The 20,357-nt window shown below is 44.0% G+C and carries 16 protein-coding genes, 2 tRNA genes and 3 rRNA genes; 8 read left to right on the top strand and 13 right to left on the bottom strand.

The window, feature by feature from the left end; translation table 11 throughout:
* The first annotated feature begins 225 nt into the window (after window positions 1–225).
* The 7 genes from CU053_RS00005 (at window position 226) to CU053_RS00035 (ending at window position 9,332) form a co-directional block, all read left to right on the top strand.
* Window positions 226–1,861: ribosomal RNA gene (locus CU053_RS00005) — 16S ribosomal RNA — on the top strand.
* A 231-nt stretch (window positions 1,862–2,092) separates the two neighbouring features.
* Window positions 2,093–2,169 (top strand) — tRNA-Ile (locus CU053_RS00010).
* 142 nt (window positions 2,170–2,311) lie between these two features.
* Window positions 2,312–2,387 (top strand) — tRNA-Ala (locus CU053_RS00015).
* 175 nt (window positions 2,388–2,562) lie between these two features.
* Window positions 2,563–6,628: ribosomal RNA gene (locus tag CU053_RS00020) — 23S ribosomal RNA — on the top strand.
* Between the two features lie 41 nt (window positions 6,629–6,669).
* Window positions 6,670–6,784 (top strand): 5S ribosomal RNA (rrf, locus tag CU053_RS00025).
* Together the 16S, 23S and 5S rRNA genes with 2 tRNA genes alongside form the textbook arrangement of a ribosomal RNA operon.
* Before the next feature lie 139 nt (window positions 6,785–6,923).
* Entirely contained in the window at window positions 6,924–8,417 is a 1,494-nt protein-coding gene (gene glpK / locus CU053_RS00030; RefSeq protein WP_199244156.1) for a glycerol kinase GlpK, read from the top strand.
* On the top strand, window positions 8,418–9,332 hold the full coding sequence (locus CU053_RS00035) for a Dyp-type peroxidase (RefSeq protein ID WP_100551449.1): 915 nt from the start codon (window positions 8,418–8,420) through the stop codon (window positions 9,330–9,332). It abuts the gene before it with no gap.
* Between the two features lie 75 nt (window positions 9,333–9,407).
* Here CU053_RS00035 and rimI read toward each other — a convergent pair whose 3' ends face one another.
* From rimI to purM, 6 genes are all read right to left on the bottom strand, one after another.
* Window positions 9,408–9,869: a ribosomal protein S18-alanine N-acetyltransferase gene (gene rimI, locus CU053_RS00040; protein WP_158106871.1), complete on the bottom strand. Its 462-nt coding sequence runs from the start codon at window positions 9,867–9,869 to the stop codon at window positions 9,408–9,410.
* Window positions 9,859–11,340 carry a RimK family protein gene (locus tag CU053_RS00045; RefSeq protein ID WP_100551447.1) on the bottom strand — a complete coding sequence of 494 codons (1,482 nt, stop codon included), beginning with the start codon at window positions 11,338–11,340 and terminating at the stop codon, window positions 9,859–9,861. The genes rimI and CU053_RS00045 overlap by 11 nt, the downstream gene beginning before the upstream one ends.
* Before the next feature lie 33 nt (window positions 11,341–11,373).
* A complete protein-coding gene (locus CU053_RS00050; RefSeq protein ID WP_100551446.1) occupies window positions 11,374–12,639 on the bottom strand; it encodes an aminotransferase class I/II-fold pyridoxal phosphate-dependent enzyme in 1,266 nt (421 codons plus the stop codon).
* Window positions 12,640–13,152, bottom strand: a complete 513-nt coding sequence (locus CU053_RS00055; RefSeq protein ID WP_100551445.1) for a RipA family octameric membrane protein — start codon at window positions 13,150–13,152, stop codon at window positions 12,640–12,642.
* A 237-nt stretch (window positions 13,153–13,389) separates the two neighbouring features.
* Window positions 13,390–14,007: a phosphoribosylglycinamide formyltransferase gene (gene purN / locus CU053_RS00060; RefSeq protein ID WP_100551444.1), complete on the bottom strand. Its 618-nt coding sequence runs from the start codon at window positions 14,005–14,007 to the stop codon at window positions 13,390–13,392.
* Window positions 13,994–15,037, bottom strand: coding sequence for a phosphoribosylformylglycinamidine cyclo-ligase (gene purM, locus CU053_RS00065; protein WP_100551443.1), 1,044 nt, complete (start codon window positions 15,035–15,037; stop codon window positions 13,994–13,996). Before purM ends, purN begins: the two co-directional genes overlap by 14 nt.
* Window positions 15,038–15,064: 27 nt before the next feature.
* Here purM and CU053_RS00070 point away from each other — a divergent pair, with 27 nt between their 5' ends.
* Window positions 15,065–15,433, top strand: coding sequence for a hypothetical protein (locus tag CU053_RS00070; RefSeq protein WP_100551442.1), 369 nt, complete (start codon window positions 15,065–15,067; stop codon window positions 15,431–15,433).
* Between the two features lie 506 nt (window positions 15,434–15,939).
* On the opposite strand, the gene CU053_RS00075 is transcribed toward CU053_RS00070, so the two are convergent.
* The 7 genes from CU053_RS00075 to CU053_RS00105 all read right to left on the bottom strand — a co-directional run bounded on the left by CU053_RS00075 (window position 15,940) and on the right by CU053_RS00105 (window position 20,349).
* Window positions 15,940–16,473, bottom strand: a complete 534-nt coding sequence (locus tag CU053_RS00075) for a Fic family protein (protein WP_158106872.1) — start codon at window positions 16,471–16,473, stop codon at window positions 15,940–15,942.
* Window positions 16,474–17,080: 607 nt separating this feature from the next.
* Window positions 17,081–17,374, bottom strand: coding sequence for a CRISPR-associated endonuclease Cas2 (cas2, locus tag CU053_RS00080; protein WP_100551441.1), 294 nt, complete (start codon window positions 17,372–17,374; stop codon window positions 17,081–17,083).
* Window positions 17,375–17,460: 86 nt separating this feature from the next.
* Entirely contained in the window at window positions 17,461–17,613 is a 153-nt protein-coding gene (locus tag CU053_RS00085) for a hypothetical protein (protein WP_199244157.1), read from the bottom strand.
* Window positions 17,614–17,713: 100 nt separating this feature from the next.
* Window positions 17,714–18,703: a type I-C CRISPR-associated endonuclease Cas1c gene (gene cas1c, locus CU053_RS00090; RefSeq protein ID WP_158106873.1), complete on the bottom strand. Its 990-nt coding sequence runs from the start codon at window positions 18,701–18,703 to the stop codon at window positions 17,714–17,716.
* Window positions 18,700–19,335: a CRISPR-associated protein Cas4 gene (gene cas4 / locus CU053_RS00095; RefSeq protein WP_100551439.1), complete on the bottom strand. Its 636-nt coding sequence runs from the start codon at window positions 19,333–19,335 to the stop codon at window positions 18,700–18,702. The genes cas1c and cas4 overlap by 4 nt, the downstream gene beginning before the upstream one ends.
* Window positions 19,325–19,702: a type I CRISPR-associated protein Cas7 gene (locus tag CU053_RS00100; protein ID WP_233263298.1), complete on the bottom strand. Its 378-nt coding sequence runs from the start codon at window positions 19,700–19,702 to the stop codon at window positions 19,325–19,327. The genes cas4 and CU053_RS00100 overlap by 11 nt, the downstream gene beginning before the upstream one ends.
* Before the next feature lie 98 nt (window positions 19,703–19,800).
* Entirely contained in the window at window positions 19,801–20,349 is a 549-nt protein-coding gene (locus tag CU053_RS00105) for a CRISPR-associated protein (protein ID WP_199244158.1), read from the bottom strand.
* Window positions 20,350–20,357 lie beyond the last annotated feature (8 nt).

Below are 20,357 nucleotides of genomic sequence, written 5' to 3' on the forward strand. Positions count from 1 at the left end.
TCGCTGAGAATGTTCGGTGCAGGTGCCCAGGTAGTGGGTTTTTGAAGATGTTTAAAGAGATATAAGATGTAGATACTTGAATACTTTGAGCGAAGAATATTGCGGATTGTAGTCACTGTGTTAGTTTTGAATTTTAAATGTTTAATTGTGTGTTGAGTTATTTTAAATTTAACATTCATAATTAAACATTCAAAATTGATATAAGTGGTTATGATCTAAGGATTTAAACTGAAGAGTTTGATCCTGGCTCAGATTGAACGCTGGTGGTATGCTTAACACATGCAAGTCGAGCGGTCTAGGAACTAGATACTAGAAACTAGAAACTAGGGGTTGAATCGCTGCGCGATGATTTATTCTAAAGAATCACCTTGCTTGGTAAGGTTCGACTTCCACTTTCTAGTTTCTAGTCTCTAGTTTCTAGATAGCGGCGGACGGGTGAGTAACGCGTAGGAATCTGCCGTACAGAGGGGAACAACAGATGGAAACGTCTGCTAATACCGCATGAAGCCTGAGGGTGAAAGGTCGCGCAAGCGGTCGCTGTATGATGAGCCTGCGTTGGATTAGCTGGTTGGTGAGGTAAAGGCTCACCAAGGCGATGATCCATAGCTGTTCTGAGAGGAAGATCAGCCACACTGGGACTGAGACACGGCCCAGACTCCTACGGGAGGCAGCAGTGGGGAATATTGGACAATGGGGGCAACCCTGATCCAGCAATACCACGTGTGTGAAGAAGGCCTTAGGGTTGTAAAGCACTTTAGTTCGTGAGGAAGGCTATCAGGTTAAGAGCTGGATAGTTTGACGTTAGCGAAAGAATAAGCACCGGCAAACTCCGTGCCAGCAGCCGCGGTAATACGGAGGGTGCGAGCGTTAATCGGAATGACTGGGCGTAAAGGGTTCGTAGGTGGTCAGATAAGTCAGATGTGAAATACCTGGGCTCAACCTGGGAGGGTCATTTGAAACTGTTTGACTAGAGTTTACTAGAGGATTGGGGAATTTCCGGTGTAGCGGTGAAATGCGTAGAGATCGGAAGGAACATCAATGGCGAAGGCAACAATCTGGGGTTGAACTGACACTGAGGGACGAAAGCGTGGGGATCAAACAGGATTAGATACCCTGGTAGTCCACGCTGTAAACGATGAGTACTAGCTGTTGGTCCTGGTGTAAAAGGATTAGTGGCGCAGCAAACGCGATAAGTACTCCGCCTGGGGACTACGGCCGCAAGGTTAAAACTCAAAGGAATTGACGGGGACCCGCACAAGCGGTGGAGCATGTGGTTTAATTCGATGCAACGCGAAGAACCTTACCTGCCCTTGACATCCATAGAAGACGAGAGAGATTTTGTTGTGCCTTCGGGAACTATGAGACAGGTGCTGCATGGCTGTCGTCAGCTCGTGTTGTGAAATGTTGGGTTAAGTCCCGCAACGAGCGCAACCCTTATTTTTAGTTGCCATCATTAAGTTGGGCACTCTAGAGAGACTGCCGCTGATAAGGCGGAGGAAGGTGGGGACGACGTCAAGTCATCATGGCCCTTACGGGCAGGGCTACACACGTGCTACAATGGGCATTACAGAGGGAGGCGAAGGTGCGAGCTGAAGCGAAACTCAGAAAGGTGTTCGTAGTCCGGATTGCGCTCTGCAACTCGAGCGCATGAAGTCGGAATCGCTAGTAATCGCGGATCAGCATGCCGCGGTGAATACGTTCCCGGGTCTTGTACACACCGCCCGTCACACCATGGGAGTGGGTTGCAAAAGAAGTAGATAGTCTAACCGTAAGGGGGACGTTTACCACTTTGTGATTCATGACTGGGGTGAAGTCGTAACAAGGTAGCCGTAGGGGAACCTGCGGCTGGATCACCTCCTTAAAGGTACGAGTATGATGTTGAATTTTTAATGTTGAATGTTGAATTTTTGATGTTTGAAGTACGAAAGAAATTAAGAAAGAGCGAGAAGTATTTGAGTGTTTACAAATGATGTTTTTTCTAGAGACTAGAAACTAGAGACTAGAAACTAGAAACTAGAAACTAGAGACTAGAGACTAGAGACTAGAAACTAGAATACTTCTAGAAACTAGTCTCTAGTCTCTAGTATCTAGTGGGTCTGTAGCTCAGCTGGTTAGAGCGCACCCCTGATAAGGGTGAGGTCGGTAGTTCAAGTCTACTCAGACCCACCATCTAGAGACTAGTGTCAAGAGACTAGAAACTAGGGATTGAATCTTGCTGTGCGAGATGATTTTTTAAATGAATCATCGCGAAGCGATTCGAGTCTGGTTTCTAGTTTCTAGAGTAAGCGCAGCGAGCGTTCTAGTATCTAGAGGGGCCATAGCTCAGCTGGGAGAGCGCCTGCTTTGCACGCAGGAGGTCAGGAGTTCGATCCTCCTTGGCTCCACCATCTAGAGACTAGTGTCAAGAGACTAGAAACTAGGGATTGAATCTTGCTGTGCGAGATGATTTTTTAAATGAATCATCGCGAAGCGATTCGAGTCTGGTTTCTAGTTTCTAGAGTAAGCGCAGCGAGCGTTCTAGTATCTAGAGCCGAGATCTTTAACAATTTATTATAGAGTAATGACCAAGAGAATAAGCGCAAACGGCGGATGCCTTGGCAGTCAGAGGCGAGGAAAGACGTGATAGCCTGCGAAAAGCTTCGGGGAGCTGGCAAATAAGCATTGATCCGAAGATATCTGAATGGGGGAACCCACCTCACTCATAAAGTGCTCAGCACTTTATTCATTTCGAGAAACTAGAGATTGGAAACTAGAAACTAGAGTGAGTAGAGGGTGTAATTTGTGCATGAATGAGTATTTTAAGAGTGGGGTATCACTGACGTAAGTTAAGTGAGGCGAACGTGGGGAACTGAAACATCTAAGTACCCATAGGAAAAGAAATCAACCGAGATTCCCTAAGTAGCGGCGAGCGAAGGGGGAAGAGCCTGGTATACTTTAGCATGTGAGTTAGTCGAACATTCTGGGAAGGATGACCATAGCAGGTGATAGTCCTGTAGACGAAAGCTTGGATGTGGAACTAGGTATACGAATAAGTAGGGCGGGACACGAGAAATCCTGTTTGAAGAAGGGGGGACCATCCTCCAAGGCTAAATACTACTGACTGACCGATAGTGAACCAGTACCGTGAGGGAAAGGCGAAAAGAACCCCGATGAGGGGAGTGAAATAGAACCTGAAACCGTTTGCGTACAAGCAGTCAGAGCTAGAAACTAGAGACTAGAAACTAGAGACTAGAGATTAGGGGTTGAAGCGCTTCGCGATGATTAATTTACAAAAATAAATCATCTTGCAAAGCAAGATACGACTCCTGGTTTCTAGTCTCTAGTTTCTAGTTTCTAGGAGACTAGTGATGGCGTACCTTTTGTATAATGGGTCAGCGAGTTACTTTTAGTGGCGAGGATAACTGAATAAGGGATCCGTAGCGAAAGCGAGTTTTAATAGAGCGGACAGTCGCTAGGAGTAGACCCGAAACCGACGCGATCTATCCATGACCAGGTTGAAGGTTGGGTAACACCAACTGGAGGACCGAACCCGGTAATGTTGCAAAATTATGGGATGAGTTGTGGATCGGAGTGAAAGGCTAATCAAGCGCGGAGATAGCTGGTTCTCCCCGAAAACTATTTAGGTAGTGCCTTGTGAATGACTCGTTGGGGTAAAGCACTGTTTCGACTAGGGGGATTTTGCGATCTTACCGACTCGATGCAAACTTAGAATACGACGAAGTTGAATCACGGGAGACACACGGCGGGTGCTAAGGTCCGTCGTGGAGAGGGAAAGAGCCCAGACCGCCAGCTAAGGTCCCTAAGTTATCGCTAAGTGGGAAACGATGTGGGAAGGCATAGACAGCCAGGAGGTTGGCTTAGAAGCAGCCATCCTTTAAAGAAAGCGTAATAGCTCACTGGTCGAGTCGGCCTGCGCGAAAGATTTAACGGGGCTAAGCGATACACCGAAGCTGCGGGACTAGAGACTAGAGACTAGAAACTGGAGACTAGAGGAGATAAGATGCCGTATCACAATTTATCAGTATATCAGAAGGCATATCAGTTAGCGCTGGAGCTACACGTGGAGAGTATGAAGTGGCCGCGGATAGAACAGTGTGAGATTGGGAGTCAATTAAGGCGAGCGAGCAAATCCATATGTGCGAACATAGCGGAAGGGATGGGCAAGCAAGCGAGTGAAAAGGAAGTAAGAAGGTTTGTTCAGATAGCGATAGGCTCTTGCGATGAATGCCGGGTGTGGCTGGATTTTGCAAGGGACTTAGGGTATATCGATCAGGAGAGTCATAGGGGCTACGATGAGAGGTATTGCGAAGTTGGGCGAATGTTAAGAGGTATACAGAGAAGATATAGCTGATGTCTATTCTAGTATCTAGTTTCTAGTATCTAGTTTCTAGTCGGTAGGGGAGCGTTCTGTAAGCTTATGAAGGTGCATTGAGAAGTGTGCTGGAGGTATCAGAAGTGCGAATGCTGACATGAGTAACGATAAATAAGTGAGATTCTTATTGGCCGAAAACCCAAGGTTTCCTACGCAATGTTAATCAACGTAGGGTAAGTCGGCGCCTAAGGCGAATCCGAAGGGAGTAGTCGATGGGAAACAGGTTAATATTCCTGTACCGATGGTAGTTGCGATGGAGAGACGGAGAAAGCTAGGTCTGCCTGGCGGATGGTAGTCCAGGTGAAAGCGTGTAGGTAGTGCACTTAGGCAAATCCGGGTGTATGATGATCTGAGGCGTGAGAGGGAACAGGGCTCTACGGGGTTCTGCCAAGAGATTGATGCTCGGCTTCCAGGAAAAGCTTCTAAGCATAAATTACCATTGACCGTACTGTAAACCGACACTGGTGGGTGGGTAGAGAATACCAAGGCGATGAGAGAACCCAGGTGAAGGAACTAGGCAAAATGACACCGTAACTTCGGGAGAAGGTGTGCCTCATTAGGGTGAAGGACTTGCCTGACCACTAAATTCTATGATGGATGAAAGCTGTTGAGAGTTGTAGAGATAGACAATTTGTTGATAGCCTGTTGTAGGACGTGGAATTTAGTGGTCAGGTGAACGTCTGGAGCGTGAAGAGGTTGCAAATACCAGGTGGCTGCGACTGTTTACTAAAAACACAGCACTCTGCGAACTCGGAAGAGGAAGTATAGGGTGTGACGCCTGCCCGGTGCTGGAAGGTTAATTGAAGGGGTTATCCTACCACTTAATTATTTTGGAGTTTGATATGTATTGTGTATACGTGATTTATTCGAAAGAATTAGATAGTTTTTACTTGTGGGTTATAGTGAAAACCTAAGGAAAAGGATTGATTCGCATAAGTCGGGTAGAAGTAGATATACAAGCCGAACGAGAGATTGGATTCTTGTCTACTACGAAGCTTACGCAAGTGAAAAGCTTGCTAGGTTAAGAGAAGCTAAATTAAAGCGAGCGAATCGAATGAGGAGTTTGTTGTATAAAGGCTTAAGAGAAGAAATATCAGAGTAATTAAGTGGTAGGAGAAGCTCTGGATCGAAGCCCCAGTAAACGGCGGCCGTAACTATAACGGTCCTAAGGTAGCGAAATCCCTTGTCGGGTAAGTTCCGACCTGCACGAATGGCGTAACGATGGCCACACTGTCTCCAACTGCGACTCAGTGAAATTGAAATTGCTGTGAAGATGCAGCTTTCCCGCGGCTAGACGGAAAGACCCCATGAACCTTTACTGTAGCTTTGCACTGGACTTTGAGAATATTTGTGTAGGATAGGTGGGAGACTAAGAGATTCGTACGCTAGTATGGAAGGAGTCGACGTTGAAATACCACCCTGATATTTTTGGAGTTCTAACTCAGACGAGAGTCGAGGACAGTGTATGGTGGGTAGTTTGACTGGGGCGGTCTCCTCCTAAAGAGTAACGGAGGAGTACGAAGGTGCACTCGGCGCGGTCGGAAATCGCGCCAAGAGTATAAAGGCAAAAGTGCGCTTAACTGAGAGAGTGACGGCTCGATCAGGTACGAAAGCATGCTATAATGATCCGGTGTTTTTTTTTGAATAAGACATCGCTCAACGAATAAAAGGTACGCTAGGGATAACAGGCTTATAAATTCTGAGAGTTCCTATTAAAGAATTTGTTTGGCACCTCGATGTCGGCTCATCACATCCTGGTGGTGCAGAATCTGCCAAGGGTTTGGCTGTTCGCCAATTAAAGTGGTACGTGAGCTGGGTTTAAAACGTTGTGAGACAGTTTGGTCCCTATCTGTTGTAGAATTAAGAAACGAGGCTGAGATCGACGCCAGTACGAGAGGACCGACTAGAACTAGCCTCTGGTTCGGCATCTATTTCAACAAAGGCATAGCCCAGTAGCTACGTTCGGAATGGATAACCGCTGAAAGCATCTAAGCGGGAAGCCAGCCTCAAGATGAGATCTCCCGTCTAGAGACTAGAAACTAGAGACTAGAAACTAGGAGTTGAGTCTTGCTTTGCAAGATGGGTTGTTTTTTATAAATCAATTCATCGCGAAGCGATTCAAGCTCTAGTTTCTAGTCTCTAGTTTCTAGTCTCTAGCTTAAGGGTTGTTGAAGACTACGACGTTGATAGGCTGGCTGTAGAAGTGCAGTAATGTATGAAGCTAACCAGTACTAATTGCCCGAGAGACTTGGTTATTACTCTATGATAGATTGTTAGAGCTTTCTGCTCGCAGGTTACCTGATGAAAATAGCGACTGTGAACCACCTGATTCCATTCCGAACTCAGAAGTGAAAACAGTTAGCGTCGATGATAGTGTGGCATTCGCCATGTGAAAGTAGAACATCATCAGGTATTTTATTTGAAAGGCACCTCAGGGTGCCTTTTTTCGTTTCTGTAGGAATAGTGAATATTTTCGCTTTAACTCATTTGTATTTGTATCCTGGCACCTATCCCATATATGATGTTGTCGAGTAAAATACTAAGGAGGTGTGTGATGTCACAGTATATTTTAACTTTGGATCAAGGAACGACAAGTTCAAGAGCTATTATTTTTGATCGGAAAGGACAAATTGTTGAAATGGCTCAACAGGAATTCAGACAAATATATCCAAAGCCTGGCTGGGTGGAGCACGATCCTAAGGATATATGGAGCTCGCAGGCAGCAGTGGCGACAACAGCGATCACTAAAGCAGGGGTCAATGGTAAAAATATTGCGGCTATTGGCATTACTAACCAGCGTGAAACAACTATTGTATGGGAGAGGGACACAGGGAGACCCCTGTATAATGCGATCGTCTGGCAAGATCGACGCACGGCTGAGTTTTGTAATATGCTGAAATCTCAGGGGCATGCGCACATGATCCAAGAAAAAACTGGACTTGTAATTGATGCGTATTTTAGCGCATCAAAAATCAAGTGGATTTTAGATCATGTTGAAGGTGCGCGTGAAAAGGCTAAGCAAGGGAAGTTATGTTTTGGTACGGTGGATACCTGGCTTATGGCTAAATTTACAAACTTACGTTTGCATGCAACAGACGTAAGTAACGCGAGCCGCACGATGCTTTATAACATCCATACCCATCAATGGGATGATGATTTGCTCGCATTATTTGATATTCCCAAAGCGATGATGCCAGAAGTGAAGTCTTCAAGCGAGATTTATTCGCAGACAGCAACGACCCTTTTTGCCACAAAAATTCCCATTGCAGGTGTTGCAGGAGATCAGCAAGCAGCTTTATTTGGGCAGATGTGTACGAAACCTGGGATGTTAAAAACAACCTATGGTACAGGATGCTTTATGATGATGAATACAGGAGGTACGCCCGCTATTTCAAAAAACAACCTTTTAACAACCATTGCCTGGCAGCTAGATGGTAAAACAACTTATGCACTTGAAGGTAGTGTGTTTATGGGAGGAGCTGTCATTCAATGGCTGCGTGATGAACTTGGCATGCTAAATAATGCCGCTGAGAGTGAAAAACTAGCACTTTCTGTGTCAGATAATGGTGGGGTTTATCTTGTTCCTGCGATGGCAGGCTTAGGGGCTCCGCATTGGGATCAATCGGCGCGCGGTTCAATCTTTGGCTTAACGCGTGGCAGCTCCAAAGCACATATTGCTCGAGCAGCACTAGAGAGTATTGTTTATCAGGTCGGTGACCTTGTTGCGGCACAAGTCTCCGATACAGGGATTAAATTAACTGAAATGCGTGTTGACGGAGGGGCTGTAGCTAATAATTTTCTGATGCAGTTTCAGGCAGATATGCTTGGTGCTAAGGTGATTCGCCCCAAGATATTAGAGACAACCGCCTTGGGCGCTGCGTATTTAGCAGGGCTTGCTATAGGTTATTGGTCTGATATTGATGAGTTAAAAGGCTTATGGTCTGTAGAAAGAGAATTTGTTAGTAAAATGGACAGTGCTATCCGCGAAGATAATACACGCTATTGGCATAAAGCAGTTAAGCGAGCAAAAGGATGGAGCGCATAAATGGTGATCACTAAGCATCAACAAGGCATTTTAAAAAACTTACCTGATTCAGCGATCTATTTGTTTTTCACATTGGAAAATGAAAATGAAAAAGAATTAGCAATGACAATGCAAAGCTTGCGCCAACTGGTCGATGGACAATCCATCGTGCTTGGTCTGGGTGAAAAAATGATGGCAAGGACTGACATGAATCTCGCATATCACCCGTATCAACCAACGCCAAGACAGAAAAAGCTTGCAGTAAAAACAGTTTGTGATTTGGTGCTTTGGTTAAGAGATCACGATCAAGGGGTGCTTATGCACAAAGCAAGACAACTGATTGCGGTTATAAAAGATGCTTTCATTTGCCGTGATATCGTCAGAGCCTGTACCTATTTGACCCAGGAGCAAGATGGAAAAGTGGTCGATCATGATTTATCAGGGTTTGAGGATGGCACAGAAAATCCAAAGGGTGAAGACCAATTCAATACGGCGATTATTCGTTCGGGGGATAAATATCTCAATGGTTCAAGCTTTTGGGTTATTCAGAAGTGGCAGCACAACTTGGAGTGGTTAGATAAATCCAGCCAGCAGGCGAAAGAAGAGTTGATTGGTAGAAGTCTTGATGATAATAGAGAGCTCGAGGATAGTCAGGCTTTTGCGCATGTTAAACGTACAGCCCAAGAGAGTTTTGCGCCTGAAGCCTTTATGTGGCGCCGTTCAATGCCGTGGATCAATGATCAACTGGAAGGAGGTCTCATGTTTTCATGCTTTGCCACGAGCTTCTATCCATTTGAGGTGCAGTTTGCACGCATGACTGGAGAAGAAGATGGGATTGTTGATGGGCTGTTTAAGTTTTCCAAGATTTTATCAACGCAGTTTTTATGGTGCCCACCCTTTGTTAAAGGGCAATTATTGCTGCCTGAGTTTACGTAAGCAGTTTTAGCATGGGACACAATAGCTTTTTCGCCGATAATGACGATTGCGTAGGGGCGTATTGCATACGCCCTTCTAAAAGTGGGCGGTGACTTTGTCAAGACCTAACTTCTTCATGCGATAGGCGTTTTCACCATTTAGATAGTAGTTATGTAGGATCTTATAAATACTAAACCCAAGTTTCTGGTAAAGATGAATCGCGCCAATATTGCTGGTGTTGACCTCAAGTGTGAGCATGGCAATGGTGTTTGGTAACTCGTTGATAGCGTATTGGATTAAGTTGTGTGCGATTCCTTTTCCTTGATATGCTGGTAAGACTGCCAGCGAGTAAATGCGTGCACTTTTCTGGCGAACAAACAAGAGTATATAGCCAATTACCTGATGGTTATCATGCGCTAGATATAGCAGATTCCGCGGTGAGCGAATGTGATAATAAAATTGTGATTTACTGATCTGATCGGTGTTAAAAAGCGTGTATTCTAGCTCAGTTAGTGCGACCACATCACTTTTTTGAGCAACACGTACGCTAATCGTCATAATGCACTCGTTTATGCTCCATGCGATTGACAAATTCCAGCATGATACGGCTATACAGCTCATCGCCAAGATAAGCATCCTCCCAAGGGTGATCAATCGAAGGATTGTCATTGATTTCAATAATTACGGGTTTATCGTCAATCATTTTAATGTCTACCCCATATAAATCCCGACCGATTAAACGGCATGCCTTGATCGCGATTTTAATGACCTCCTTGGGCACCTGATGGATGCCGAAGGCTTCTGCAGGACCAGCGGTCACGCTTTTTTTGCCGTGATTGACGATTTGCCAGTGATTGGGTGCCATATAATATTTACAGGCATAAAGCGGCTTATTGTTCAAAATACCGATTCGCCAATCATAATCGGTATAGTGGTATTTCTGGGCAATAATGATTGAGGACTGGGTCAAAAGCGTACTAAGGAGTGTCGACAATTCTTCCTTGCTTTTGGCTTTTTTAACCCCCTGAGAAAATGAACCATCGGGTATTTTCAACACCATAGGGAGTCCAAGTTTTTCGATAAGCATGTCACAATCTGGGGCTGAATCATCACGAAAAACAAAATAAGATTCAGGCATGGCTATGTGGTTTTTTTCCAAAAGATTATGCAGATAGACTTTGTTGGTGCAGCGCATAATGGTTTGTGTGCTATCCATCACAACCAGGCTGTTTTGTTCTGACTTTTTGGCAAACGCATAGCTGTAATGACTGATTTGCGTGGTTGTACGAATGAATAAACCATCATATTCAGGCAGGCGAGCATAATCATCTTTGGTGATCAAATCGACATCTACGCCAAGCGCGCGCCCCGCTTTTATAAACTTTTTAATTGCCTGATTATTGCTTGGTGGCAGAGACTCATTGGGGTCGACTAAAATAGCCATTTCATACCGATATTGCTTTTGTAATCGAGGTTTACGCCAGACTTTGGTACTAAAATCGCTTAGTGATTGCGCAAAAAGACTTTCTTCTCTATCGTTTAAACTTTGCAATGAAACGGTGTGCAGACTTTGTATTTGCCAGCTATTGAGTGTTTTGGCAAAATTAATCTGAAGAATGGGTGCGTTATAGGCATCAAAAATTTTACGCGCAAGCTTAGAAAAACCTGAATACTCTGATGTCCCAAAATAAATTTTAATCTCAGAATGATCATCCACACAAAGGCGATCAAGAATTTCAACGCTTTGATTATTAAGACGCATGTTGAGCAAGCTAAACGATAGATCTTCCAAGTGTTGAAGATTATTAAGTGTGCTCACACTTGGAATAACTCTGTCACCATTGGCTTCAGCAAGCAAAGAAGCGTAGTATCCTTGACCAAGATAGCTAAGATCCTCAGAGAGGTTAATAAGGTAAGTATTGTGATTATGTTTAGTGGTGAGGTATTCTTTGGTCGTTATCAGGTTATCCGTTGGAAAGTAGGGGGCCCATAGATCCAAATGGTCGATTAGTATTTTAAGATCCTTCATTGATGCTTCCTTCGCGTGGTGGTGATTATCTGGTTACATCTGCTCTAGGGTTGCAATCTTAGTGACAACGGCAAGCACCTCAGTCGCTTTTTTAAGATCAGAAACACCAGGTAATGATGGCGCAATACGAATGTTACAGTCATAGGGGTCTTTTCCATAGGGAAAAGTCGCACCCGCGCTGGTGAGTTTGACGCCTGCATCTTGCGCCATTTTCACAATTTTTTTGGCTAAATTTGGCTGGCTGTTGAAGCTGATAAAATAACCGCCTTTTGGTTTTTCCCAGTTTGCAAACTTTCCATTGGCGCCAAGTTCAGCGGTAAGCACCGCATCAACGGTATTAAATTTGGGTTTCAAAATGGCAGCATGTTTTGCCATGTGACTCATGAAGGTGTTTTTGTTTGGTAAAAGCTTTAAATGATGCAATTGATTAATCTTGTCATAACCAATCGTCTGCACTTTAAGATGCTTGATAAGCCAGTCATGATTAGCTTTATTTGCAGCGATAACAGCTACTCCAGCGCCTGCGTAGGTGATTTTGGAGGTGGAAGCAAATACAAACGCTCGATCAGGGGTCCCTGCTATTTCACACTCGGTTAAAATATTGAGAATGTCGATTTGTTGATTCATATCCAAGTGGTGTAGCGCATAGGCGTTGTCCCAGAAAATCCTAAAATCGCTTGCAGCGGTTGGCATTTGCGCTAAACGCCTGGTTGTTTCGTCGCTATAGCATTCGCCTGTTGGATTACTGTATTTTGGCACGCACCACATCCCTTTGATGCTGCTGTCTTCTGCCACCAGTTTTTCCACTTGATTCATATCGGGACCATGCCCAGTCAGCGGAATGTTGATCATTTCGATACCAAATGACTCGCAGATGGCAAAATGTCTGTCATAGCCAGGAGTGGGGCACAAAAATTTAATTTTTCCCCGTTCAGACCAGCTTTTTGTTTGCCCTGGCAGTTTGTGTACCAGCGCTTTAATAATGATATCATACATCAAGTTAAGCGACGAGTTGCCACCAATGATAATTTGCTGTGGCTCGACAGCAAATACGTCTGCAAATAACTTTTTAAGTTCGGGTAAGCCCGTGAGTAACTCAGGGGGGCTGTAGTTGCGATAATCTGGTGGCAATACAACCTCGTTGTGATCGAGGTTATGCAATAGCGCATCGGATAAATCAAGTTGTTCGGCACAAGGCTTGCCGCGAGTCATATCAAGGCTTAATCCTTGATTAACAAAAGCTTGGTAGCGTAATTTTAGTGCATCTAATTCATGGCTGTTGGATACGGCAAGCATCATTTATTTTCCCCAAGCGATGACAAGATAAATATATATGCCTATGTACAACAAGAAAAATACAAAAGGCATATAGGTTTCAATGCGTTTTAGTGGCGTGAAAGAGCCTTTTTGCAGTGCAGTAACGCGTTCTGCCGAGAAAATTGGACTTGACGGCAAGCGTTTTTCCAGGGCTCCAATGACTTGCTCCTTGATGTTGACCGTATGGCGATAAAAGCGTACCACGCGCCACCAGCAGTAGCAAATGGCTAATAATCCCAATAAGGGTAGAACAAGCAAGCTCAGGGATAGTTCAGTGCTTGAGCGGCTAATGCCAAGCGCCATAATGCCGACAATGGCAATATTGGTAATTAAAAAAAACAAGTTGATGGAAACGCGGCGAAAGCTGGCGCGATCAGCCATTTCAACGTAAATTTTATATTGCTCAATTAGTAATGAATAATATTGCTCATTGCTGAAATGATCTTGCTCTTCATTCCATAAATTATCCATGTTGATGTTATCATAACGACTCATGAATGATTGACTCCAATTGGTTGACAATTTAACGCTAGCCAGAGTAGCAGATTTGAAGGCATTGGACTATGGCAAAATGGCGTATTCTGTTATAAATCTATCTGGATTGCAGCACACCTCCTGCGGGCTTTTTGATTTTTAGATTAGCCACAGCGTCAAACAACTGTAATCTTTCGCTCTTCTTTAAATCAAAAAAAATTGCCAACTCGACCTAAGCTAACACCAAATGTAGCAACATCACACATTTGTCTCGGAGCCTTTTGTGAGCACTACGCTTCGTGCCTTTAAAGCGAGCTTTTGAATGATGGTGGGATATAACTCATGCTCTAATGCTTTAACGGTTTGCTCAAGGGTTGCAGCAGTATCAAAGGGTAAAACCTTCATGCGCTTTTGGGCGATGATTTTTCCACCATCCAGACTTTCATCAACATAGTGGATGGTTGTTCCATGTTCTCGATCTTTGGCATCAATGACGCGCTGATGGGTATTTAAGCCCTTATGTTTTGGCAGTAATGAAGGATGAATGTTAATGACTTTGTGTTCATATTGATGAATGAATGTGGAAGATAAAATACGCATAAATCCGGAAAGTACAATGAGATCTGGTTGAAATGGTGCGATAAGCTCAGTAAGTCTTTGATCGTAGTTTTCGCGAGACTGTTTTTTGTGCTTCGGTAAAAACAGGCAAGGAATATTTGCCCTTAAGGCACGCTGAACGGATTCGGAAGGGGTGTCTGACACAACCGCTCTGACTTCAATGTTATGCTGCAAATGAAGTTTATCAATAATAGCCTGCAGGTTCGAGCCAAAGCCTGATGATAAAATAACGAGTTTAAATGGATTATCCGTGGACATAGTTGACAAAAGCTTGTTGTTGTTTACTCTGACTTAGGTAACCGATTTCCCACGCGCTTTCGCCCATGGCTGTTAGCGCGTTGAGCACAGCATCTTTATCTTCTTTAGCAACAGCCATCACCATCCCCGCCCCGCAGTTAAAGGTTCTTAGCATCTCATGCTGGACAATACTTCCTTTTTGCTGAAGCCATTGGAAGATTGCAGGCAATTGCCAGCTGTTTAGATTGATATTCGCACAGGTATAATCAGGAAGCACTCGGGGAATATTTTCAGTAAATCCACCACCTGTAATATGTGAGATGGCATGAATGTCAAACTTTTCAAGAAGGGTTAAAATCGTTTTAACATAAATTCTCGTTGGTGTTAATAAAGTTTTGCCCAAGGTGCTCTCGCCAAACGGCATGCTCAAATCTGCTTTAACGTGCGAGATGACCTTGCGCACCAGCGAATAGCCATTGGAGTGAACGCCCGATGAAGCGATGGCAATAAGTATATCATTAGCTTTAACTTTGCTGCTTGAGATGATTTTATCTTTTTCAACAATCCCGACACAAAAGCCTGCCAGGTCATATTCTTCAGCCTGATACATGCCTGGCATTTCAGCGGTTTCGCCACCAACCAGCGCGCAACCTGATTGTCTACACCCATCAGCAATGCCAGAGATGACCTTGGCAGTCTGATCAGCATTGAGTTTTCCTGTGGCATAATAGTCAAGAAAAAACAAAGGTTCAGCACCACCAACGATTAAATCATTGACACACATCGCCACAAGGTCTATGCCAATACTGCTGTGATCATTTAAATCAAAAGCAAGCTTTAGCTTGGTGCCGACACCATCTGTACCAGAAACAAGCACGGGTTTTTTGTAGCGATCAAGCGGGATTTCAAACAGCGCACCAAAACCGCCTAATCCCCCAAGCACCTCTTTGCGCATCGTAGATTTTGCTAAGGGTTTTATTTTTTCAACAAGCAGGTTCCCTTCATCGATGCTCACACCAGCGTCCTGATAGCTTAATGATTGATTTGCCATGATTTTACGCCACTTGACACGTTTGCAATGGGGAAAATTATAAGATACATAGAGCTAAAAGTCGCCTGGTTATCATCTATTTTTTGCGGCGCTAAATTTTTATTTTCATTTGCCATAATATTTTTTCTGTCAAGCTGTGCTACGACAGAACTAACAAAAGGTGGAAGGCTAGTTAGAGAAATAAATATTGATTGGCAAAATGAATGTAAATTTCTAGGTTACGAGACAGTTTATGAAAGCCCCTTTTCAGCCAGAGGAACTGGAAATATTAAAATGAGAAACAAGGTTTATGAGTTAGGTGGGAACGCATATATCAAAAAATCATGGATTCCAATATTTGGGAAATGGGAGCTTAATTTTGAAGCGTACAAATGCAAGGAGTATGAGGTCATTTAATAGTCATCGTTAAATCGTCTGGTGACGGTTTAGATATGCTTTTTTCTAAGCCTTTCTCTTTTCGACCATCCTGCCTCAAAGCGTAAGCAGCCATTTGCAAGTCCGTAGCAAATAGCGCTCATCCGTGCGCTACTTCGTAGCAAATTAACTTAACCGTTTTCGCCCTGTGCGGCAGTGAACGCTTCAATATTTATCTTATTAATTTCATTATTTTTCTAAGCTGCCTGTACGGCAGTGGACTAAAGAAGATATAGCTGCTAAAAAAATAGCAATTTCTAAGCTGCCTGTACGGCAGTGGACAACAACCTTCATATGTGGGGCTTCCGCAATCTTTTCTAAGCTGCCTGTACGGCAGTGGACTGCAAAATTTTAGATTAAAGCGCAGATAAAATAAAGGGTTGCTGACGCGTTGCCAATAAAAACCCTTATTTTTTAGTCATACTCTAAAGGCTTGATTTTTAAAGAACTTCCAGCAGCCCCCCAAAAAAAGGGTTCAGCCTCAATCGTTATTTTTGTGTCACCATGCGTCCTAGCTCTGTCAAACGATATTTTTGTAAACGACTGTTTGGTCGTTCTGGAATCGTCATCTCAATTACGCCTGCTCTCATGGCAGGGTCAAGATAATGTAAACGAAACGATTTTCGATCTTTTAAATTTAATTTACCTTGAATTTCTAATGCTGCCATTTCCTCTTGTGCAACCTCCAATAATTTTTTGACTTGAGGGGTGACACGTGTCAGTGACTCCATCACACGATGTAACATAAATTCAATAAATGGCGCTGAATCCGCTTTGTCTGTGCTAAGTTTAATCAATGGGTGAGTCTCTGTGTTTTTTAACCACTGGAACAGACTTCGCATCAATACTGGAACTCGTTTTGCCGAAGGTGCCATATGCACAACTCTCTTTCCTGACATCACGCCAACGCTGTGATGGCGATAGCGCCCTGGATTATCGATCAAACCTGACATCAACATGCCATGAGTCTGTAAAAGGTCCTTATCTTTTTCAGAATTCCAGTTTTGCAGGCGATCATACACGGCAATATCCGAGGCAATGTTTCAATCCATGCACCAATACGGGGTGCGACCCAAAATAGTAAATCCCAGCTTAGGATGCTGCGTGTTTCAATCCACGCACCCACACGGGGTGCGACGAACATCCTAAATCTGATTGCATACGGTATGACGCCTTCAATCCACGCACCCACACGGGGTGCGACGTGATAGCAGGTATTTTTGCAACGGGTGATTGATCCTTCAATCCACGCACCCACACGGGGTGCGACCTAAGCTTTGCCTTTGAATATGATAACACAATGTTTCCTTCAATCCACGCACCCACACGGGGTGCGACGTCATGCGAAGTGGATAATGATAACACAATGTTTCCTTCAATCCACGCACCCACACGGGGTGCGACAGCATAGAAAATGGTACTTGATTTTACATACGTTCTGTACGTAAATTCGCTAACCTACGCTTCCATTGCATCTATGCAGGTGACAAAATATCATATTGACACATAAACACAAGTAGAAATATACCCGCCAACCCCATTGGCAAGTAATGAGGACAAGTGGTTAGCGCACAAGTAGTTATACTTTTGAACTGTTAAACATCGAGCTTGCAGAATTCACGGGGAAATTTATAACAACAGCACCGACTTAAACACATCTGCAACTGCCTTAGCGCCATAGTGTTCTATTTTATTGCGACCATTTTTGCCCAATTTGTAAAAACGCAGGCTATCCATTTCTGGATCATAACTATCCAAAAGTTTCATTTTCAACACACACCATTGATCGGGGCTTATGTCACATTCAAATACTGAGTTTTGCACCCTAACCCCATAATCCTGACAGGTCTCTGCAATTTTTCTTAAACGCCGAACGCCAGTTTCTTCCTTCAGTGATACATCATAAGTGATTAAAATAAGCATCTGCTTCTCCCGAATAGCCTGTGTTTTTATTCACTTTAAAACTCACGTAAACGCACAGGCTGTTTTAACAAGACCATTAGAACCCTCTATTTAGGCATAAATGGTGGGTAAGCATCCAAGTCACCTCTTAAATGCCGCGCCAATAAAAGTGCCTGAACATGTGGCAATAACCCGATTTGCACCTCTTCACCCAAAAATGGGTGTTGGATCGTTTCCTGCTTACGGTCGCTGCGAGCCATGGAGAGCGGAACGCGAGGGCGAGTAGACCCGGGTAGCCTTGCGCTGTTGATCAGCAAGCGACGTGCCGAAGGCGCCAGAGCGAAGTCTGTGAAACAGCTTTTACCCAAGGCGTAGAGTAGAATCCCGGGCAAAATTTATACCGCCGAGGATAGCCGATTCGATTTTGTGTATGGATATACAAAATCTATCATGAGGCCCGAGGCACCCTATTTGTAAAGTTACAAGCAATAGTTTTCTGGTATCATCCTTGAGTTTTACAGAACCACCCACTTCAATTTCAAAGTCCTGAGGTTTCACTTGACGTCGATTAATTAAACTCAACACCATACGATCAACAAACCAGGCACGAAACTCCTCCAAAATATCTTGTGCCAAACTATCTCTACCGGGGCGCACTTGATGAAGAAATCCCATCTGTGGATCAAGCCCAACCCCCTGCAAAGCAGCACTGATGTCATTACCGACGACGCTATACAAAAATGATAGCATTGCATTTACAGGATCTAATGGTGGACGACGACTACGAGTATTAAATTGAAAATCTGTCCGAGCCACAGGTAGGATTAATTCATTAAAAACACCAAAGTAAGCAGATGCCGCCTCGCCTTCTAAACCTAAAATAAGCTCTAGACTTTGTGCTTTTTGCAAGCGGCGAAGTGCATAGCTTATTTTCTCAATGGCATTTTCGACTTCGCTATTTTGGTCATGATTTCGCACCCTACGATAAAGTACCGCACGAGATGAATTAAGCTTGGCAGCAATAACATTTCTGGCAATAGCCACGGGATTGAGCTCGGCTATTTTATACTGTGTTTTACGCAATATAACATTACCATTTTGTCTACCATGCAATCGTCCAAGAAAACGTCCATACTCGGTAAAGAAAGCAAGGTGAACATTGTTTTCACCGCAAAATCCCAGTAAGAAGGGGGATAGCATTACATTGCCAAAACAGTAAATTGCCTGAATAGCATGAATAGGTAACTGCATTACTTTCTGCTTTGCGACTTCAATAACAAGCGTTTCACGTTCTTTGTGCAAATAAGCGCCCTGCCTAGTAATGTAAAGGGTGTTTTGTAATTTCTTCAATCCAAATCCTCCCTGAAAAGAGCATTAACATACAGCTGACTTTTATCTTTGAACGTCAACTTTGGATTACATAAATCATATAAGGAACAGGCATTACACTTTTTTTCATATTTAACTTTCGGTGTAACACCAGCCTGCAACAAAAGACGCGTTTCATCAACAATCTGTAAAGTCTCATCACGTAAAGCCTTCGTTAATTCAACATCAATTCGGTGACGACTTTGCCAATACCACATTGCTGCGCGAGGAATGACTGTATTAAGCATCTCTTCCAGACACAACGCCTGCGCGCACAACTGCACAAGATCAATATGATCTTCCTTAGGTTTCCCACGTTTATACTCAACAGGAAAACATGAACCTGTTTTAGTATCAAGTTCAACAAGGTCAAGCTTGCCAATCAACCCAATCTTAGGCGCTGATACATGCACACCACGTTCATAACGTATACCTTTACGCGTCTCAGGCACCCCGCTATCCACTCGCTGATGCAACTGCTGTCCTTGTGCGGTCAACCAATTCTCAGCCCATGCCTGCTCATTGTGAATAAGAGCGCATTGCCTGGGGCAGAAAGCATAGTGTTGCAAAGCAGAGAGGGGGATCAGGAGAGAATCGTCCAATTTAAAATCCATCAATTATTTCAGGCTTAAGACCTTCAAGATCAGCAAGTGAGAAACTTCCATCAGGATTCACCGTTAACGATCGATGTACTTTTGCTGATGAGTGTTGCCCCGATCTGGAATTATGCAGCCACCAGATCAGTTTTTCCACCGCCATGGAGCCTTCTGGTCTTGCAGAAGAAGCATCACCCTCAAACAACTTTGGGAATATAGATTTTATGGTCTCTGCATCCGCATCGCTAAAACCAGTTTTTTCGGCTAGCTGCGGCGACATCGCGCCATAGGCAACGTAAACAGCAGTATCGACTCTGTGTTTCATACCCATGGTATCGGAACTTTTTTTACTGCCATCGCCATCACCACTAACACTTTTGGTAATTTGCGTACTGGTAATGCTTACTGGCTCAATACTGAAAGCCGTAGGGTGCCTCGGGCCTCATGATAGATTTTGTATATCCATACACAAAATCGAATCGGCTATCCTCGGCGGTTTGGATAAAGCTGTTTCACAGACTTCGCTCTGGCGCCTTCGGCACGTCGCTTGCTGATCAACAGCGCAAGGCTACCCGGGTCTACTCGCCCTCGCGTTCCGCTCTCCATGGCTCGCAGCGAATGAATACTCACCGGACCACGGATAGGAATTGATACCCCATCCTTTTCTTCACTTTTAAAAGCAAATAGTTGTCCAAAAGCACGCACATCGAACCAAGTTTCACAAGCTTTTTTTGCAGCAGTTTCTGGCTTGATTTTTTTAGCGTTTAAAACATCTTTACCTAGCACACCTTCAGCCCTGGCTCGAAGACTGTGATATTCATCCGTCTTCTTTTCATCTGACTGAACAAAAATAGCCTGGCCCGCATCTTGGAGGCGATCTCTTGCTTTTCGCTTCAAACATACATCTGTAACTTCGCCAAAACCATCATAATCTGTACGTGGCCGGTTACCATTTAAAGGATCACCGTTCGGATTAGCGTTTTTTACGGAAAAAATAATGGCGAAATCGATTTTTTTGCTCAGTGAATTCATTGTTGCTC

The organism is Caedibacter taeniospiralis, assembly GCF_002803295.2.
Classification (GTDB): Bacteria; Pseudomonadota; Gammaproteobacteria; order Francisellales; family Francisellaceae; genus Caedibacter; species Caedibacter taeniospiralis.

Bases quoted from the DNA above. Each gene is read 5' to 3' on its own strand.
- purM (WP_100551443.1), bottom strand. From the start codon at position 15,037: ATGGCAAATCAATCATTAAGCTATCAGGACGCTGGTGTGAGCATCGAT.
- CU053_RS00035 (WP_100551449.1), top strand. From the start codon at position 8,418: ATGGTGATCACTAAGCATCAACAAGGCATTTTAAAAAACTTACCTGAT.
- CU053_RS00045 (WP_100551447.1), bottom strand. From the start codon at position 11,340: ATGAAGGATCTTAAAATACTAATCGACCATTTGGATCTATGGGCCCCC.
- CU053_RS00055 (WP_100551445.1), bottom strand. From the start codon at position 13,152: ATGAGTCGTTATGATAACATCAACATGGATAATTTATGGAATGAAGAG.
- cas2 (WP_100551441.1), bottom strand. From the start codon at position 17,374: ATGCTTATTTTAATCACTTATGATGTATCACTGAAGGAAGAAACTGGC.
- CU053_RS00105 (WP_199244158.1), bottom strand. From the start codon at position 20,349: ATGAATTCACTGAGCAAAAAAATCGATTTCGCCATTATTTTTTCCGTA.
- purN (WP_100551444.1), bottom strand. From the start codon at position 14,007: ATGTCCACGGATAATCCATTTAAACTCGTTATTTTATCATCAGGCTTT.
- CU053_RS00050 (WP_100551446.1), bottom strand. From the start codon at position 12,639: ATGATGCTTGCCGTATCCAACAGCCATGAATTAGATGCACTAAAATTA.
- CU053_RS00070 (WP_100551442.1), top strand. From the start codon at position 15,065: ATGGGGAAAATTATAAGATACATAGAGCTAAAAGTCGCCTGGTTATCA.
- rimI (WP_158106871.1), bottom strand. From the start codon at position 9,869: ATGACGATTAGCGTACGTGTTGCTCAAAAAAGTGATGTGGTCGCACTA.
- cas4 (WP_100551439.1), bottom strand. From the start codon at position 19,335: ATGGATTTTAAATTGGACGATTCTCTCCTGATCCCCCTCTCTGCTTTG.
- CU053_RS00085 (WP_199244157.1), bottom strand. From the start codon at position 17,613: ATGGCTCGCAGCGACCGTAAGCAGGAAACGATCCAACACCCATTTTTG.